Source organism: Helicobacter equorum (genome assembly GCF_900198655.1).
In the GTDB taxonomy this organism is placed as follows: domain Bacteria; phylum Campylobacterota; class Campylobacteria; order Campylobacterales; family Helicobacteraceae; genus Helicobacter_F; species Helicobacter_F equorum.
Genome location: NZ_FZPO01000067.1, coordinates 1 through 19,406, shown reverse-complemented (window position 1 = coordinate 19,406; position 19,406 = coordinate 1). Strand labels below are relative to the sequence as shown.

The following is a 19,406-nucleotide window of genomic DNA, read 5'->3' as shown; positions in this document are numbered from 1 at the left end:
CCAAACATCAATAAAAAGGAGTTAAGTCGATGGCAACAGCAATTGAGAATGAAAAATACGCAGTGATTGATAATAACAAAGTCGTGCAAATATTTACCAAAAAAGAAATGCCAGAGTGGGATGAAAACACTTTGCAAGTAGTAAAGATTCCGATGAATAAAGAAGACTATGTGCTTTATGGCACAGAGTATAAAAATGGTGCGTTTGTGTATGAGAACTTAGAGAGTTTAAAGATAAAGCACAAATCCTATCTAGCGTGGGCGAGTGATTTAGATTCTAATGCACTTTTTGAGTTGGCATTGCCAAATAGTGAGTTTGACACTTGGAATACACAAATCACAGAGGCTAAGGAATATATAGTCACTAAAGATTCTAGCAACCTAGTTTTTTTACCAGAGATAGCAAAAGTGCGCGAGATAGATTTAGAAACTTTATGTAATAAGGTGATAGAAAAAAATAAGGAGTTTAACAAAAAACTTGCCAAAATTATCGGCTATCGCCAAACTTTGCAAAAGGCAGTGGAACAAGCCCAAAGTCCAAAAGAGATATTTTCTTACAAATACAAATTTATATTTTATAAACCAAATGCAAAAGATTTAATCGAGGAATCTGTGGCGTTTGGAACAAGCATACAAGAACTTGTAAAAAATGTAGAAGCCTATGGGGATAAAGAGCTTATTGAAGACTTAGCAAACAACCTAAGCACACAAGGCTAAAGATGTCTATTCCAATCATAAGGAAACCTTACGCACTAAGCGATGGGACAAATGTCAGCACCTTTAGTTTTAGTGGGAAGAATGTAACTAAAACATATACAAACGCCAACACTTATAGCGTGTATGCTATCGTAACTATCACAGGTGGGCTTGGAGTGCAAAATAACACCCTCACAAACTGGGGGACAAACTGGGGTGCTAACTACTATAAAGCAGGTTATACAGGTTGCACTATCACCTGCAAACTTAATGATGTTGTGATAGATTATTGCACAGGTGGCATGGGTAATGCACAGACCACCTATCAAACACGATGGAATGAGAAAGAAAGTCAATGTTATAGATGTTTTTTCTCTAATTGCTCCTGTAAGCATCAAGTCACAATTACTAAATATTCAGGCGTATATGCCAACGGCAAAGCTTATAGCGGACAAGTTAAAAGCTTTATGCTTACCATTAAGCCAAATGATACTTTAAGCTTTGTCATTGACAATCAAGCAGGGGGCAACGCGCAGTTTAGTGTCTCCATTTTGCAATAAGGGTTAAGTAATGCTAGACATCACACAGCTAGAGGAAATGTATAACGCAGATAAAATGTTTGCGCAAAGAGCAATAGATGAATTTAATACAGCCATTAGGTATTATAATGGAAATCAGCTAAGCGAGGAAATGCAATCAATTTTGCGACAAAGAGGACAAACACCTATCATTGAAAACATTTATAAAATGATTGTCAATAAGATTCTAGGCTACAAGTTACAAAGCCTTACAGAAATACAGGTTTCAGGTAGGAGAGAACAAGACAAGCCATTAGCAAAACTTTTAAACGACTTATTGCGAGTGTTTAATCAAGATAGAAAATATGATCGAGAAATAGCCCTAAGAGACAAAGAGTTAATTATGGGATTAGGCGTTTTGGAAGTTTGGATAAAGCAAGACAAAGAACAAAATTATCACATAACCATAAAACATATCCCAGCAAATAGCTTTTTGGTTGATAAATATTCCACAGATTTAAACGCACTAGACGCAAGGAGATTTCACAAAAAAACAAACATAGATGAGAGTATCGCAAAAAAATACAATATTCCTACATATAACTCTCTTTCAGACAAACGAGCCTTTGTGATAGAGACTTGGGTTTTAGAATGGAGTGAGACTTATCAAGAGAATACTTGGAATCGCTACATTTGGAGTAATAGTGCGATTTATAGCATAGAGGAGCGACCATTTCTCAATAATATGCACCCTTTTGTGATCGGGAAGTATGCTATTGATGAGGAGTTTCGGTTTTATGGGCTTTTTAGAGATATACGACCACTACAAGACTACATAAACATATCAGAGAATAGACAGGCAAATATGATGGGTTCTATGAAAGTCTTTTTTGAGGAAAGTGCGGTTATCAATCGTGATGAATTTGTTATGAGTGCAGGACTTGATAATGCTATAGTAAGTGTGCGAGATGGAGCATTGGCAAACAACAAAATGCAATTTATCCAACATCATTCAGACATAGCCACACTTAGTCAAAAAACAGAGCAAAAACGACACCTAGCAAAAATCATAAGCGGACTAAATGATGAAACTTTAGGAACAGCGATAAATCGCCAAAGTGGGACAGCCATAGCACAAAGGCGAGATGCAGGACTAATGGGATTGCAAGAGTATATTAGAAGCTGTGATTTAATGGATAGGATTTTGTATGAAAAAGTGTTGGATTTGATACAGCATTATTTTAACGCAAAGCAGACATTTAGAATCGTAGATAAGCACACAGGCGAGAGATATTTTAACATTAATGAAAACGCTGAGAATACTATAAGGATAGGTGCGTTTGATTTAGTCTATAAAACACAGCTAAAAATGCAAGGTAGAGAGGAGCGATTCGCGCATTGGGTAGAGATTTTAAAAACTATCAATGCCACACGACCAGACCTTGTGCCTAGTCTTTTACCATATATGCTAAAAGACACAGATAGCCCTATTGTAGATGACATAGAACAGATCTTGCAAGAAGCACAACAAGCACAAGACCAACAAGCTCAAGCTCAAGCACAAGCACAACAAGCAAACGAGCAAATGGCTCAAGCACAAATTCAAGCAAGCATCCAAAAAGATACAGCACAAGCACAAAAAGCACAAGCTCAAGCACAAATGCTACAAGCTACAACCGAACAAATAAACACACAAGCCCAAAATAACAAAGTCGAGGAGGTAAAAGGAAAAATGCAAATAAGCCCTAGCGATATAAGATAGAAAACACAAACCAAGACTACTAAAAATAGGTTACGAGAGACTATGAGACTTAAGCCACGATAACGAGTTTGGTAATCAACTTGCAATTAAATAAAAGGAGTAAAAATGGCTAATTTCGAGATTTCAGAGGATAAAACTCTAAAATGGGAAGGAGGATACGCAAACGTAGTAGGCGATAAAGGAGGTGAAACAATATTTGGTATAGCAAGAGCTATGAACCCCCACCTAAAGCTTTGGAATGATGTAGACAATTATAAAAAGGCTTTAGCACCATTTAATAAATCTAAATATAAAGAATTAGAGATTTTATGCAAAGGTAATGTGCAGTTTGTAGAGGAAATGAAAAATTTCTATAGAAAACAATTTTGGGACCCAATCAAAGGAGATAAAATCAATGATCAAGATATTGCAAATGCAATATATGACTTTGCGGTGAATTCAGGCGTCAGGAGAGCAGTTCTAGTGGCACAAGCCACACTAAACATTGTTAAAGATGGAAAATTCGGAAGACAAACACTTGAGGCAGTAAATAAGGCAGGAAGTGATTTTGTAAAACATTATTGCGATAACAGAGTCGAGTTTCTTAAAATTAGATCAAAAAGAGGCAGTAATGCAAAATTTTTACAAGGGTGGCTCAATAGAGTCGGTGATTTTTACATACAACATGTAAGCGAATCATAGTGGCTTGATTTAAGCCACTAATCCAAATAAGGAGGAAAATATGGCAAAAACTGATACAACAAACCTTACGAGAATGGCGTCAGTTATAGATAGCGCTTATGGAAAAGTTATAGATACCACAAAGAAAGGGGCTTTTGCACAAGGAACTGCAGATGCGATAAAAGCAACGACGCAAGGCGTAAAAGACGGAATTGATCTACATAATGGGATAAAAGAAAGTGAAATACTGGCTTCTCAAAACGAGATTTTAAACGCCACGAAAGACAATCAGATAGAAGCAATCAATAGTGGCTTTAAAATGAAAACTGCACAGAATCAAGCATTAGAAAATACATACAACGACATGAATGATGAATTTGAGAAAAAGAGAAATAAAATAAAGAACGCAAACAACAAAACATTACCTATGGTAAGACAATAAAAACAAATTTAGATAAGCAAAAGATAAAAGGAGTATAATAGCAAAGCATTTCAATACTAGGAGAACTAAGATGAAAAGCCTTATTGTTGCAATAAGCATAGCTATGTCTTTATCAAGCTTAGCTATATTTTCTGGTTGTGCTAAAGCAGAAACTCAAGTCCAAGCGTGTAACACGCCACAATCCAATATGGAAAAGCAAGGTTGTTGCTCTAGTCATAAAGGGGTATGCGGTTGTAGAGGAGGGAGAGCAGTATGTTGCGACGGCTCAACAAGCCCAACTTGTGGTTGCTTTTAATCTCTAGCACTCTTTGTGCTAGTCCTACCATTTTACACAAGCTAAGAGAGCTATAGAGATAGCAAAACCCAACACTTATAGGATTTTACTACAAGACACCATACAATAAGCAAAGATGGTAAAACACCTAAGCTTGAAAGCACATAAAATTTTTTTAACCCTTTAAATACCTTTCCAATACAAATACAATTACATAATTTTTTAAAGGTTGGCAATGCAAATGGATAGATTATTTATAGTGGTATTAGCTTTTTTATTGCTTGTATCTTATTTATCTTTTAAGGATATAGCAGACATACAGGATAAGATGGCACTAATTAAAGAGCAGTTAAAAGATATAAATATCGCAAATACCACTATTGCAAAGCGACTTGATGTTAGGGATTCTGATAGATTATTTGAGCTAAAACTTGCAAAAAACACAGAAGTGCTAGGTGATATATCTTGCGGACAATGCCACAATGCTAGTGATACCGCACTCCCTATATCCAAAATATCAGTAAATGAAGCTATTTCGATAGTGCGGTTTGGTAATGAGAAAAGTATACAAGGCGGTATGCCAATATATAAGAGTTTTAACAATGGCAAAGACCCATTTATATCAGACTCAGGATTAAAAAAACGATTAGAAGTCTTATACACAGATGAGCTATTAAAGACTACCAGTAGATAAAAGGATTTTATATGATGATTGAAAACCTTAGCATTAAGGAAATGTTTTTTTTAGTTATAGTGGCTTTAATAGGTGGTGGATTTAGCCTTGCAATAGCACTAAGCATAGGCTATATATCTATTTTTAAAGATGTGCCACGCAAGATTTTTTGGTTATCAATTTTAGTGCAGGTTGGTCTAAGCTTGGGATGTTTTATAGGAGCGATACTTTATTTTTATTCTAGCCTTACTCCAGATATACTAAGCAAAGATTTAATAACAGGCGCATTCATCGCTTATTGTGCTTCGGCTATGCCAGAAATAACATTTGGAATCGTTGTGCTAATCATAAAAATACTCAAAGACAAGTTACGAAAAACATTCCATTATAGTATCGATGACGCACCTACACCAGACGTAAAATTAAGAAGTATCGTGGATAGTTATTATGAAAACAACATAAAACAACAAGAGCGAGAAACAAAAAAACAGGAGGAACAAAATGTATAAAAAAGAGTATCAAAAACAATTCAAACAAGGACTTCAATCCTCAACAGGTGCAAAGTTAAGTAATTATTTAGCAGTAAATCTATTTAACACACAGAGCAAACAACAATCTAATCCTAAGCCCACCACTACACCACCAAATCCCACCACTACACCACCAAAAAGTAATAGATGATGTCTAAAGTTATTGCAGTTTTGGGTATTTTGTTAGGTTTGTTTATATTTGGGCTTTGTGGATATTTGAGTTACAAAAATAATGAACTAAGTGCAGAGGTGGCAAAGCTAAGAGAGGATTTAGCAAACAGGGATACGCTTATTGCATTTCAGAACGCTAAAATACAAAAAAATGCGCTAGATATACAATCTTATAAGGCATTACGGCAAGAGAGCGATACAAAGATCATCACAAAATTTCAAAATGTTTATATAAATGACAAGACTTGCAAACAAGAGTTAGAGAGCATTAAAAGGCTTGTATCTACATTCTATGATACACCGCCTTAAAATGCTCTAGCTTTAGCCCTTATTTTTACTACGCCAAAAAGCTAGTATTGTAAGAAAATTAAAAGGAATGTTTTGAAAAAGCGACTTACATTTATCCTAGTTTTATCAATCTTAAGCACAGGTTGCGTTAGAATCATCAAAGAGCCAGTCTATATCCCTACAAAATGCGAGATAACACCACCATTACGACCTATACCACACAAAAACACTGCACAAACACTACAACAAATCCTTATATACACGCAAAAACTAGAGAGAGATTTAGCATTTTGCACTAAGAGTGATTAAATGTCTGTATATCAAGATGTAGCAAACACAATTTATCCAAAAGTAAAAGCATTATTAGCACAAGGAAAGTTTAAAACTATCACATTTGATAGTGTAAAATTTGCAGTCGATAGAGGTATCGAGTATGCAGTAAAAAACTATACGCGAGATGGCGGAGGTATTATAGGTAGTGTTGGAGAATTTTTAGGGCACGATTTAGAGAAAGGAGCAGTAATGGAGGCACTTGATGGTAATCTCATATCAAGCAATGCCGAGTTTGTTAAGGCTTTTACCGAAATATCCAAAGCTCAAAGAGAAGCACTACACAAAGCCACACCACCACCAGCTATGCAAAACTTTGACCCAATGTCAGCTTATACAAATCTTGCTAAAGGTGAGAATTATACGCGAGGTGGAGCAGGAGATTATAGTCATTTTGACCCTATCCAAGCCAAAGACCCCTCAAAAACACCACAAGTAGCAAGTAAAATATCAGATAGCATTTTTGGTAGGAATGGTAGATTTTTAGGTGGCGGTTTTATGTATAACGATACACCAAAATCCTTGCATTCTAGTAAAGAATTTAATTTACAAAATCATAATTATGCACAGGACCAACGATATATGTTTCAAACACAACTACACGCTTTTGAATATAGAATTTTGCCACGAATAAATGAGGTTTTGCATCATCTTTCAGTGTATTTTTGTATAAGCTACACTCAAAAAGTAGATAAATCAAAAATAAGCAGGTGGCTTAAAAAAACCTTTACTGGTAGAGAATACCACTTAACCGAACAAGACAACAAAAATCGCAGAGATTTTTTAATACAACTCACACTTCAAGAGGCAAATTATTACCTCACTAGAATTGATAAGTTTATGTTTGGCGACCAAGTGAGTGATTACCTAGTGCGCTATAACTATGGAGAGGATAAGGGATTTTTAGATAAAAAAATAAGATATGTTTTAAATCAAAGCGATTTCTTAGATTCTAATCCACAAGAGGTGGCGAAAGCTAATGCACTTCTTATGGAACAAGAAACAAACGAATTATTAAATTATATGAAAAATCCTATGCTTGTGGAAGCACAGATACAATCCAAACATGCAGAGGTTTCAAAATATATTAATAACCCTTATGAAATGGGAATTTTATATGCACTTAGAGCGATTGACGCACACAAACAAACACTACAAGATTCACAAAACAAAGATTTAGACATATCACAAAAACTCATAAACTATATACAATCTAATACATTACCACTTATACGAAGTTATGGTGAAAATAGTGTTTTTAGGTTTTTGAATGTTTCTGATACTACTAGCTACAAAGCCAAGAATCCAAACTATAAAACGCCTAGTCTTGATTGTTTTACAAAACTCCCAACTATTCCTAGCGATGAACTACTTGACAAGATCGAGGAATTAAAAGAGCTTAGCCCATTATATTTTACTTACGCACAGATTGAGGACCACAAATATTTGCTAGAGTATGTAAAAGATCCAGAAGTGATAAAAAGTTATAAAACACTATATGGAGAAAACTTAGAATACTCATCAGTCTTTGCAGACATAGAGGTTTAGCCTTTTTAAACGTTATGGCTTATTTTACTATACATTTTACTTTTTACCCAAAGGACATTAAAAGACAATGGAAGCAAACAAACTTAACGAGTTAAAAAAAGAGAAGTTAATACGCTTAAAGGCAAAGATTGATTTCAAAACCTTTATGCGTTTAAAATTTGAAAGATTTGAGAGAAAAGAATTTCACGATAATTGGCATATCGACTACCTGTGCAAAGTCTTAGAACATACATTACCTACACAAGAAAGAACACCTATAAAAAATCTTATGGTGAATATGCCTCCAAGCTATGGTAAGACCGAGATTATCGCGCGTAATTTTATAGCGTGGGCGTTAGGAAATCACCCAGAACGGAGCTTTTTTTATATCAGTTATTCCGATGAGTTATGCAAAAAAATATCTATGCAGGTGCGAACATTACTAAAGAGTAGATTCTTTACGCAGATTTTTGGCACACCACCAAAGCTAAAGCTAGATAATTCATCAGAGATTGTGTTAGAACAAGGTGGAGGGCTTTTTTGCACCACTTTTAAAGCATCCCTTACAGGCTTTCACGCCGATCAAATACTCATAGACGACCCCATAAAAGTTTCAGATATGCCCTCAAGAGCAGAACGATTGCGCGTAAATCAAAACTTTAGAGAATCCGTATTGACGCGTTTAAAAAATAGAAATGCCAATATCACAATTCTTATGCAACGCTTAGGCGATGAGGATTTGTGCGGATTTTTGCTTGACCCCAAGTATTCAGATCAAAGTTCCATAGATGAATGGAATATCGTAACGCTTAAAGCCTTAGAGAAAGAGGACAAAACCTACAAAATAGGCGATTATTGCTATAAACGCAAGGCAAATGAGCCATTATTCCCATTTAAGCACACACGTGAGGAGCTAGAGAACTTGCGTTTAAAAATGGGCAATGATGAATTTAGCACACAATTTTTGCAAGAACCCCAAGTAAGCGAGGCAGGATTCTTTGAGAGCGTGTATTTTAAAAATATCCCAAGTTTTGAGTTAGGAGAACACAATAGCTATATTTTTGTGGATAATGCAACAAGTCTCAATACTTCAGCAGACAACCGCGCAATCGTGCTTATAGGCGTAGAGATGCATAAAGAGAATGTGCGATATGTAGTTAAAGATTGCGTATATGGTATTTGGAGCGAGGAGGAAACTATCACAAATCTCATAGATGTGATGAGCAATAATCCAAGCGCACAAGTATTTATAGAGAGCGAGGGCGGAGGCTTAACGCTTGTGCGACTTTTGGAACAAGCCCTAAGTAAAGTCAATACAGAATTAAAAAACAATAATAAAGCAATGATTACAAATAGCTATCAAAACTACTCTGCAAGTAGAAAGATAGCTAAGGTAGAGAAAATAAAAGCCCTAAGACCATATTACAACACAGGGCAATTAGTTTTCTTGCATAATGCAAGAGGATTGGATCAGATCAAAAAAGAACTCTTTTCTTTTAATCCAGAGAAACCATTTAGAAAAGATGATTGCATAGATTGTATTGCTTCAGCTTTAGCACACCCACAAGTCTTACCAAAATACAAACAAAAACAAACATACACAAGCTCTACACAATATTATCAGCGTATGGGAAATTTTAGAATTTAAGTAAGTTTAGCTATTTTTTTAGCCCTTTTTTTAATTTTTGAAAAAAACTACATTTTCACAAATTAAAAAAAGGAGCAAAAAATGGCGTTACAAAAAGTCAATCACACAAGTTATTTATGCGTTGTGCCAATCGACTTAAGCACACAAGCAAATACAAGCAATGTGGATATTTGTATTCTACCAGAGGGTGCAGAGATTCTAGGTGTATCACTAGAAATCATCACCCCAGCACCAGCAACAAGCGTAGCAACACTTAGTATAGGGACAAAAGAGTTTATATCAAATGTTGATATTGCTACAAAGACAAGCCACCAATCAGGTGTTATCACCTCTTTGAGCAAAAGTGAAATTCTAAAGGGTAATTTTAGAGGTCAAAGTGGTGAACTTGTTGTAAGAGTATTCTACTTCCTGCCCTCGCAAATCGTAACAGAATTTTAAAGGAGGAGCAAAATGCAAAATCAACCACAACAACCCACGCCACAAGATGAGCTTTCTGTATTAGAGGGCGAGATTAGTGACGCGATGAATGCTTTTGAAAGCGACTTTGCATTAGCAGCTGCACAAAAAGTCAATGAAAGCACAGAGCTAGAGAACTTGTTTTTTGATGATAGGGAGGAGTTTTTTAAACAAATCTTGACTTTTCAAAACGAGTTTTTGGAGGGGATTAAAGGAAAAATGTCAAAGGCAAGTGAGCTTAGAGGCTCAATCGAGGAAAATGGGAAACAAGCAGACTTTGATAGCAAAATGCAAGAGTTTGCAAAAGCACACCCAGAGATTAATATTCAAGAACTTATGGCATTTGCTGACACATTGCCACAAGAGATTAAAGATCAACTAAACGAGCTACCACCTAGATTTTTCTTTGACGCACTGCTTGAAATCTTTAATCGCAAAGATGAGTTAGGGGGAGAGCAACCACAAGCCAAAAGTGGCGCAGGTTTGCCAGAGCAACTTAATGGCGTTGCAAGTAATCAAGAATTAAGTGCAGATGAAAATCTGCCAATGACAAGACAATAAAGAGAGGATAAAAAAATGCAACCAAACGAAATCACTTTTGATATGTTCATAAATGACAAGAACATAGGAATCCAAATAGCAAGAGACATTGAATTTGCGTCGTGGAAAAAAAGTCCATGGGAAGCTTTTGTTGGAAAAGGAGGAGATAGGGCAATTAGGACTTTTCCAGTGGATAGCCTAGAACCATGTCGCCCAAGACTAAAAACAAAGCTCACAGGCAAGGGAGTGCAAGGTAATGCCGACTTTGACACAAACTATGATGAGCTAGAGATTTTGTCCCAAACCATTTATCCAAAGGTGCGAGGGAATGCTTTGCTTAGCCCAATTGAACAATATAGTAAGATGAGGGCAATAGACTTTAAGGCAGAAGTTACAGAGAATCTTGCCGAGTGGGTAAATGATATTAGAGATAGGGCTTTCACAACTGCCCTCATTAATGACTTTACCAACATCGTGGTAGCAGACGCTACAAATGGATACAAAGATACTACAGCAGACAGAAGTGTGCAACAAGCCACAAAAAAAATTGTGGCAGGTGATGTAGTCAATGTAAAAATGTTACGCAGGGCTATGTTTATGGCACGAACAGGACTTTTATATAATGGTAAGGAAGCATTCCCTATCAAACCTACAAGATCTGAAGCTGTTACAGAGGGTGGAATTAGCGTAATGAACTACTCTTATGTGATTTTGCTTGATAGTTATGGTATTCATCAATTAAAGCAAGACCCGGAATGGCAAGATATGCAAAAATATGCAGGTGATAGGGGTGATAAAAATAGAATCTTTACAGGACTAGCAGGGTTAATTGACGGCTCTCCAGTTATTGATATGGGCGTGTGGACAAAAATGCAACCAGGCTTTTTGAATTCACAGGTAAAAGACAGAGAGTTTTACGAAAATATCGCAAAAGAGAACTTTACAAAACTCACCCCACCAAGCACTTATGCAGGGACACAACCAGTATCTTTGGGAGCGCTTATCGGAGCGAATGCGCTAGTTATGGCAGGATATGATTCTGTTAAATTCTATGTAGAACGCGTAGATGCAGGGCGAAAACTCAAGTGTGCTGTTGATAGAATTATGGCGATTGCAAAAGGGAGATTTGCTTTAGAGGAGGGGAATCTCAATGTGTATTCTAATCAAGATTACGCAACCATAGGACTCGCATATTCTAAAGAGTAGGGATTCCTACTCTTTGCTTTTATTTAGGTGTTTTTCTAAATTCTTAACTAAGGGCAAAGGAGCAAAAATGCTTATTACAGAACAACTAAGCAAAATTAAAGAATACTTAGAAACAATCCAAAATATCAAAAATACACTAAGTGATGACATTAAACAAGACTTATTAGATTTCAAAACACAAAGTAAGCAAGAGTTGCAAACCTATAGCGATGAGAAACACGCTCAGAATCTTAGCACCTTACAAGGTGAAATAACGCAAACACTAAGCACCAAACAAACAGAATTGCAAAATTCCATTAATGCGAGTTTGGAGAGCGTAGAAACAAAGCTAAAAGAAGCATTAGAAAGTTTTGTGAGCGCACAGCTTTTAGAATCTTTACAAGAAGCAAAAGAGGAAGCGTTGCAGAATATAGATAAAGAGCAAATTGCAACAAACATTGCACAAGATGAGAATTTAAAGGGATATATTACAAATCTTTTGCAAGAAAAAACTACACAGGCACTCCAGAACATTAATATAGCTGATGAACTTAACGCAATCGTGCTTGAGAATATACAACAAGTAAGAGTAGATGAAACAAAGATAGCGAGTTTGCAATTGCAAAACATACTACCAACATTGCAACAATCAATCGAGCAGAATATACAACAAAGCGTAGAACAAGGCGTTACAGATAGATTAAATACTACAATGCAACAAGAGGGATTGAATGAAATTATAAAGGGTTTGGTAAATAAGAATGCAAAAGAGTTTGTTGCTAATACAATTTTGCAAATCATTAATTATAACTCATCAATATCGCTTAATGCACTTTCTCAACGACATACATACGCCTTAATTATGGATATAGGGCATAAATTATTAAATGATAGCTACATAGAGGATTTGGAGCAACAAAAAAACAAAAATAATATTTATTTGGTAAAGTAATATGTATAGCCCCCAATTTATAAGAAATTTAAATGACATTCTTTCAGAATTACGCAAAAGCAAGACTCTAACATATCTTAACGATAAAAACTTTATCGGCAAAGATAGGGCTCAGCTAGAATTAGAATTACTCAAAATAGCCTCACAAACAGCACTTTCAGTAACCGAGCTAGAGTTAAAAAACAAAGAATTATCTTTGAATATGACTAGAGCTAAGTTAGAGGCAGAAACGAATCTAGTGCTAAATAAGATTAATTTACTAAATGCTATGGCACAAAATTTAAAAGCACTAATTGAATGCTTTGTATTAAAGCAAAGCGTGATAGACAATGCCTATATAAACCGCGCAAATATTCTTACAAGTATCGCAAATATTTATGCAAATGGGAGTGATCCAGCAATTGCTAGTGAGCCATTAAATAAAGCCACTAGTTATGCAATCAAAATAGGCGAACAGGCGGATACTGATTTTGATGAGATTCTAGGTAATCTCTCACAACGCGCAGAGGAGACATTTGGCTATGGCACAGGAGCAAAAGATACCATTATTATAGCCTCTAAGAAAGTTATTAAGCCAAACGAGGAGGTGCATATTTTAGGGCTTAGCATTTTTGGACAAAATGAAAGTGAGTTTTTGCTAAACGACGATCAAAGCTTAGGTAAAGGCGGAGAAATAGATTTCATCTCTGATACAGAGGGTGAGTATAAAATCACCTATCGCGTGAAAAACAACACAGGAGTATTTGTCAGCGATAGTTTAAACATTATTGTAAAAAATCAAGATATTAAGGAGTGAGAATGCCTACACCACCACAAACTTCACAAGTATCAAATACAGATACACAACCAAGCAATCCTCAACAAAGTTATTTAGCCAACACATTAATACATGTAAGTAATGGAATAAATCAAGGCTTAAATCTTTATGCCAATGATGAAAAAACTAAACAATATCAAGAAATGCAAAAATCTAAACAAGAAGCTATGCGTGCAAAAATACACAAACCCAAAGAAATGACTATCCATAATGAAATGGATAAACATTTAAGCCAAACAACACCAGATACCAAAGAACAAAATATACAAATACAACCAACACTAGATCAAGATGTCAAAGGCACTCAAGGTGCTATAACACAAAAGGGGCATAATCCATTTTTTGTTTTTAGAAACACAGGGATTGATTATTTTGATAAGAAAAAAGAAATTACACTCGCAGACGCACTAATAGCTAGGGAACTAGGAGTGAATTTATCAAAAGTGTATATGGAAAACAAAATGGATGTAGATTTTAAACAACGAAAAATTGAGGGTAGCGAACCAGCAAAACATTTAAGAGGACTTGCGGATGTCGCAGGTTATATTAGGGATTTTGCAGAGAATATAGATAAAGGCGAGGGAGTAATCAATTATCTTGCTAGAGGCATTAATAAATTAAGTGGAGGTTTTGTAGGCATTAATGATACAAATCAAAAAATAATGGCAGGAGAAAAAATACTCGGCTCACAAATCGTAGATTTACTCTATGGCTCACGAAGCACCGAAGCAGAAAGAAAAAGAATCTATGATCTAGCAGAGTTTAAATCCAGAAGCAAAAAACAAATCAAAGCAAATTTAAAAGAATTACTAGGACTTCTTAGGACAAAGTATAAACAAGCACTAATAGACTTCACCAACAGAGGATTTCTCGTTAGCGACGATATAATCCAAAATTACCACGACATCGACAAGATCTTTGAGAGATTAAATTAAATTTATCCCTTTAGATTTTTTTATCACTTTGGAATACTACCCCTTATAAATTTTTATAAGGAGTTAGCTATGGCATTAATGGGTGCAGCCGCCCTTATGGGAGGTCTCAATCTCGGTGGCTCAATACTTTCATCGTGGGCACAATATAAAACAAACAAAGAGCAAAACAAACTCGCAAAAGAAAACTTAGAATTTCAAAAACAAGTCTATAAAAATGAGAAAGCACTCACAGACAAATACGAAGCACAGAGAGATGAGCTCAAAAAAAATAGTAGTGAACTTTACACCAATATGAACGACACACTACCCACAATGAGAGTGTGATAGTGCGTAAAGTTACATTCGATACTCAAGGTTTGCTATGCAATGCCTATGGTTTAAAAATACCATTAGAGGCAAGTGAAGACAACTTTTATGCGCATTTAAACACCGAACAAACTTATACTTTTGATGATACATATTTCTTTGTCGCAAAAGGTTTTGGGGATATTGCTTATAAAGAACTTCCTATGGAAAAACCTAGTTTTTCAAAAGTGTTGGTGCAAAACCTTGATTATTTTATCCAATATCAAGCACATAGTGCAACGAGCTACGATGAAATAGCACAGATTGAAAATTTTGTTGAGTTATTTAATTTTAATAATGACTTAATAAAGCCAAAGATCTACACAGAACAATACAACCAACTTATAAACCAACTTCTAGGACTTAAAGATGAGCGATATTATAAACTTTAATATACAAGGCGCACGAGCAGAGTTTGGCGATGAGAAAACACTTAACTACTTGCGAAAAGACCTAAATACAAATATTAACTGGGACGAGTTTGAAAACATTTACAAAGACAATGCCAAAGCAGGATTAGATGCATTAGAGGCTTCAAACTATACTATATATGGTAAAAATACTACTAATTATGATATTTACAAGCAAGGACAAAAACAAAGCGAGGCTTTAGCCCCAACACAATTAAAAGACATTAACTACAAAACCAATTTTGCAAAAGAAGTAGGCTATGGTGCGCTTGACATAGTATCAAATACGTTTGATGTAAAAGAGTTTGTAAATCCACTTTATAAAGCAATATTTGACAAAGACTTACCACAAAACATTTTAAAAAGCCAACAGAGAATCCAATATGAAAAGGATATGGAAAACAACGCTATTTACAAAATGCGTAATGGTATAGATTTAAATGCAGATGAAATTAGCTATGCTCAAAAATATTTAGATAATGGAACATTAAACGCCCTTGCAGATACAAGTGTAACTAGACACATTAATGATATGGTGGCTAGTGGAAAAGATTTAAAAGAACAAAACAAATTTTTGCAAAATTTTTATAAAGAAAAACAAGACATTATGGATACTCAAAAGTATGAGGATCTAACACAAAATCAAAAACTTATAATCGACACACAAACGAGCACAATAGATAAAATAGCAGATTGGTTTGGAAATACTTCCGACCAAGAGAGATTAGAGAATTATAAAGAGGAGCAATTAAACAATATCATAACAAAAGGCGCGACACAAGCACTCATTTTCTTAGAGAATACCGAACCTCATACTGATATTTTTAGCGCCATTGCAAAATTAGGCAATTCCAAAGAGGACAATAAAAAAAGAACTCAATATTTAGATGCAGTGCAGTCGGTAGCACTAAGTGCAGGATTTAGCGGAGTCGCAACTGATAAGAAAAACAATGTCTATTTTTTTAAAGAAAATGAGAATGGAGAAAAAGATTTCTATAAACCAAACAAGGACTTTTTTGCTAATTGGAAAAGCTGGATTACTGCTAATGCTGGAAGTATGGCAGGTAGTATTTATGGATTTTCAAAAGGACTTAAAAGCGGGAATATCTATAAAGCAACAGCTTATGGAGCAGTAGGAGCTTTTGGCGGTGGTATGCTCGATTATGCTATCGCTTCGGCAGTAGCCAATAGAAAAAATAATTTTAGTGATATGATAAGACACGCAGTGCAAGAGGGCGCACTCAATGTAGTGGTAGATATAGCAGGTATTGGACTAAGCTACGCAGGGAACAAAGCCCTAAACGCCATTAAAAATAAAGACATTGGCAATATCATAGGAACTGCTACAGACTATATGCCAGTTCTTGGACTAGCAAAGCGTTGGCAAAGTGGCAATGCGCAATCAGGCTATAAGATTATAAATGATAATATCAACAAAGATGATTTAGTACATTTGCGAGAGTATGCCAAAAATTTTGGTGGTGAGTTACATTTAGGAGAACAAACACAATCAAGAGCATTTAATGTTTTAAAAGAAAGGTTTGGCGAGAACTCAAGTATTACAAAAAGTGCAAAATGGCTAGAGAGTATTTTTACTCTAAAAAACCAAAGCCAAGCACAAAAAGATTTTTTACAAGCACTAAGAGCCGATGAGAGTGGGAATCTTAGCGGTTTCATTACTCAAGTTGCCAAAGATAGCCCACAAGCACATACAAACTTATCACGCATTTTACATTTAACTACACACAACTTAACAAAACGACTAGAACAATTAAACTTAGACTCTATAAATGTCAAGGATATTTTTACAAGCCTAGAGAAAGGCACAAAGAAAGATTATAAAGAAGCAATGGAGCAGGTCTTAGGTAGTGTGTATGATACTAATTATAAAACCATAATCGATCCTAGCAAATACACAGCTTTTAGAAAAGAGTTAGATTCTAGTGGCATATTGCCAGAGGACTCTATGCGGTTTTTAAATTTTGTGGAGAGCAATATATACAATGCCAAAGGCGTGACATTTAGTCAGCTAAATAATGCTCTAAAGCAAATCAATAGCTACTATAAAACCTCTCTTGACCCAAACTTCAAAGACTTTAGCAAACGAGCGGTAGAGAGCTTTTTAAAAGATGATATTAAACAGGGCATTGATTCTATTTTTTCACAAAACAAGAGTCTTTACAAAGACGCCCAAACTCTCTTTAGCACAGCATTGCAAGATTATGCAAACATGAAAGATACGATTAAAACAATCGATAGGTTAAAGTTAAGAGATGAAGCTACGACTAAAGCAAGGGCACTTGATAATGTGTATAAGTATTTGCAAGGACAAGGAACTGATGTAAGCAATTACGCAAAAATCACTAAATCCCTAAATCCACAAGCTAAAGCTATGTTTGAGTTAGCAACCCTTAATGGTATGTTTAAACAAGCTTTAATTACTGCTGATTCAATCAAAGTTTTTGATAGCGGATCGTTTTTTACACGTTTGGGTAATTTAGAAAGCGTGTTTGAAAGCAAAGAAGCGAAAGATTTTATAGAAATTGCAAAAGGTTTCCATAATTTATTTAAAAACGACGCACTCATCGCACAAAGTTTAAACACACCAATAACTAAAGAGATAGGAAGCTCAATTGCTACAACTATTGAAGGTGCAGTTAAATTTCAAATTGTAAAAATGCTTTTTGAAAGCATTATGCGCCTTATGCCACATATCCCGTTTGCAAGAGGATTTAATGAAAAAATACAAGGTATGGCATTACGCTATCATTTACGCAAAGCCCTATCACAAAGTAGCGATATAAGCGAATTTAAATTCTCTATCGCACAGCTAAAAGACAATAAGAGCATAAACTCACCAACAAGAGATTTACTAGAGCGTATTACAGCGCAAGTAGATGAGACACAAGATGAGATATTAGAATTTAGTAACACAGCTAGAAGCAATGCACTAGATTCCACACAAATAGACACACAAGACAATATTACAAGCCCTTTTGAAAGAGCCTTGCAAGAGAAACAAGATTCAATAGAAAAAATAGCACAACAATTACAGCAAGAGGAGAAATTACAAAAACAAAAAGTAGAGGATTATAAAAAAAAATTAGAGGAGATTGACAAACAAAAACAAGCCTTAGCAGGACTTAGTGCTAATCAAAGAGTGCTAGATAGAGGGCAACCAATCGAGCATGAGAGTATAGGCGTAGATTCTAATCTTGTGCTTAATAATAATAAAGTAATCCCACTAGAATATGTGAAAGTCAAGAGCTTTGAGATAAAGCCAGATTTTGAAAATAATGCCTTGCAACCAAGAACAAATCGACAAGATAAGGTTATAGACGCTATTGCTAAGGAGTTTAATCCTAGTCTAATGATAGGCGTAGGTGGTTTTAGAGATTTACCTATTATCACACAATGGGGAGGCGTGATAAGTGGTAATCATAGATTGGAGGGTATGTTAAACTTTAGCAAAGAGAGTGAAAAAGCATACAAACAAGCCATTAAAAAAACCTATGGTATAGATTTGCAAGACAACGAATTTCTTGTGCGAATGCCAAAACAAAACCTAAGCGACACAGATTTAATCGACTTAGCTTTTAGCTCAAACCTAGATACCACCCAAAACATAGGGGATAAGGCTTTAGCGAATTTAGGCAAATACGCTACAGAGATAAAGAATTTACCAAAATATTTGGAAAGTGAGAGCGTAGAGGATTTGGCATATCAAGTCGCAAGAAATTTAGAAAAAGACAATGCCTACCCTGATATAGAGGGAGCAAACCTTGCACTTTTGTCAGATATAGCTAAAAACAGCAATGGCAAAAATATAGCTGATGTGTTAAACACGCTTGACATAAGCCTTGATAAAGAGAGTGCCAACAAGTTAAAGGATATGTTTGTCAAAAATGCAGGGGTATTTCATAATTTAGTAAATAATCTATCCGAAGCAGGATTGAGAAATTTAGAATTAAGACCATACTTGCTTGATTCTATAAGTGCTACTGCAAAAATGCTACAAAAAGAGCGAAGTGAGAATTTTGGCAAACTTGCAGATGATATACAAACACTTATAAAATCTACTGATGAGAATGGCACTAATATAATAGTGCAAAACATCGACAAGGATATATATAAAAACCTTATAAGCGATTTGTTGGGTGCGTCTTTAGCGAGATTTGTCCGACTAGAGAATCCAGCAAAGAGCCTCTATGAAGTCTTGAGAGATACCAAGAGCGACTTAGAGGAATT

The 19,406-nt window shown here is 35.4% G+C and carries 22 protein-coding genes; all 22 read left to right on the top strand.

Annotated elements, in window-relative coordinates:
• Positions 1-29: 29 nt before the first annotated feature.
• Complete coding sequence (locus C6H22_RS08145; RefSeq protein WP_104694775.1) at positions 30-716, top strand: hypothetical protein; 687 nt, start codon at positions 30-32, stop codon at positions 714-716.
• Positions 717-718: 2 nt separating this feature from the next.
• Positions 719-1,255: a hypothetical protein gene (locus C6H22_RS08140; protein ID WP_104694774.1), complete on the top strand. Its 537-nt coding sequence runs from the start codon at positions 719-721 to the stop codon at positions 1,253-1,255.
• A gap of 10 nt (positions 1,256-1,265) precedes the next feature.
• Entirely contained in the window at positions 1,266-2,975 is a 1,710-nt protein-coding gene (locus C6H22_RS08135) for a portal protein (RefSeq protein WP_104694773.1), read from the top strand.
• Positions 2,976-3,080: 105 nt separating this feature from the next.
• Positions 3,081-3,656: a glycoside hydrolase family 108 protein gene (locus C6H22_RS08130; RefSeq protein ID WP_104694772.1), complete on the top strand. Its 576-nt coding sequence runs from the start codon at positions 3,081-3,083 to the stop codon at positions 3,654-3,656.
• A 40-nt stretch (positions 3,657-3,696) separates the two neighbouring features.
• Positions 3,697-4,077, top strand: a complete 381-nt coding sequence (locus C6H22_RS08125) for a hypothetical protein (protein WP_104694771.1) — start codon at positions 3,697-3,699, stop codon at positions 4,075-4,077.
• A 70-nt stretch (positions 4,078-4,147) separates the two neighbouring features.
• A complete protein-coding gene (locus C6H22_RS08120; protein ID WP_104694770.1) occupies positions 4,148-4,372 on the top strand; it encodes a hypothetical protein in 225 nt (74 codons plus the stop codon).
• A 307-nt stretch (positions 4,373-4,679) separates the two neighbouring features.
• On the top strand, positions 4,680-5,045 hold the full coding sequence (locus tag C6H22_RS08115) for a hypothetical protein (protein ID WP_158654681.1): 366 nt from the start codon (positions 4,680-4,682) through the stop codon (positions 5,043-5,045).
• Positions 5,046-5,056: 11 nt separating this feature from the next.
• Entirely contained in the window at positions 5,057-5,533 is a 477-nt protein-coding gene (locus C6H22_RS08110; protein ID WP_104694768.1) for a hypothetical protein, read from the top strand.
• Positions 5,526-5,705, top strand: a complete 180-nt coding sequence (locus C6H22_RS08105; RefSeq protein ID WP_104694767.1) for a hypothetical protein — start codon at positions 5,526-5,528, stop codon at positions 5,703-5,705. Before C6H22_RS08110 ends, C6H22_RS08105 begins: the two co-directional genes overlap by 8 nt.
• On the top strand, positions 5,705-6,034 hold the full coding sequence (locus C6H22_RS08100; RefSeq protein ID WP_104694766.1) for a hypothetical protein: 330 nt from the start codon (positions 5,705-5,707) through the stop codon (positions 6,032-6,034). The genes C6H22_RS08105 and C6H22_RS08100 overlap by 1 nt, the downstream gene beginning before the upstream one ends.
• Before the next feature lie 72 nt (positions 6,035-6,106).
• A complete protein-coding gene (locus C6H22_RS08095; RefSeq protein ID WP_104694765.1) occupies positions 6,107-6,322 on the top strand; it encodes a hypothetical protein in 216 nt (71 codons plus the stop codon).
• The gene (locus C6H22_RS08090) at positions 6,323-7,891 is read left to right on the top strand and encodes a hypothetical protein (RefSeq protein WP_104694764.1); all 1,569 of its coding nucleotides are present in this window, start codon (positions 6,323-6,325) and stop codon (positions 7,889-7,891) included. It abuts the gene before it with no gap.
• A 67-nt stretch (positions 7,892-7,958) separates the two neighbouring features.
• A complete protein-coding gene (locus C6H22_RS08085; RefSeq protein ID WP_104694763.1) occupies positions 7,959-9,518 on the top strand; it encodes a terminase large subunit domain-containing protein in 1,560 nt (519 codons plus the stop codon).
• Positions 9,519-9,599: 81 nt separating this feature from the next.
• Positions 9,600-9,956, top strand: a complete 357-nt coding sequence (locus C6H22_RS08080) for a hypothetical protein (RefSeq protein ID WP_104694762.1) — start codon at positions 9,600-9,602, stop codon at positions 9,954-9,956.
• A 12-nt stretch (positions 9,957-9,968) separates the two neighbouring features.
• Complete coding sequence (locus C6H22_RS08075; RefSeq protein ID WP_104694761.1) at positions 9,969-10,535, top strand: hypothetical protein; 567 nt, start codon at positions 9,969-9,971, stop codon at positions 10,533-10,535.
• Positions 10,536-10,550: 15 nt separating this feature from the next.
• Complete coding sequence (locus tag C6H22_RS08070; RefSeq protein WP_199769832.1) at positions 10,551-11,720, top strand: phage capsid family protein; 1,170 nt, start codon at positions 10,551-10,553, stop codon at positions 11,718-11,720.
• A gap of 67 nt (positions 11,721-11,787) precedes the next feature.
• The gene (locus C6H22_RS08065; protein ID WP_104694760.1) at positions 11,788-12,651 is read left to right on the top strand and encodes a hypothetical protein; all 864 of its coding nucleotides are present in this window, start codon (positions 11,788-11,790) and stop codon (positions 12,649-12,651) included.
• A gap of 1 nt (position 12,652) precedes the next feature.
• The gene (locus C6H22_RS08060; RefSeq protein WP_104694759.1) at positions 12,653-13,447 is read left to right on the top strand and encodes a hypothetical protein; all 795 of its coding nucleotides are present in this window, start codon (positions 12,653-12,655) and stop codon (positions 13,445-13,447) included.
• 2 nt (positions 13,448-13,449) lie between these two features.
• Positions 13,450-14,403, top strand: a complete 954-nt coding sequence (locus C6H22_RS08055) for a hypothetical protein (protein ID WP_104694758.1) — start codon at positions 13,450-13,452, stop codon at positions 14,401-14,403.
• 69 nt (positions 14,404-14,472) lie between these two features.
• Positions 14,473-14,727, top strand: coding sequence for a hypothetical protein (locus C6H22_RS08050; RefSeq protein WP_104694757.1), 255 nt, complete (start codon positions 14,473-14,475; stop codon positions 14,725-14,727).
• Between the two features lie 2 nt (positions 14,728-14,729).
• Positions 14,730-15,140: a hypothetical protein gene (locus C6H22_RS08045; protein WP_104694756.1), complete on the top strand. Its 411-nt coding sequence runs from the start codon at positions 14,730-14,732 to the stop codon at positions 15,138-15,140.
• Positions 15,118-19,406: hypothetical protein (locus C6H22_RS08040; RefSeq protein ID WP_104694755.1), on the top strand; the 4,289-nt coding region annotated here is incomplete at its 3' end. The genes C6H22_RS08045 and C6H22_RS08040, both read left to right, overlap by 23 nt.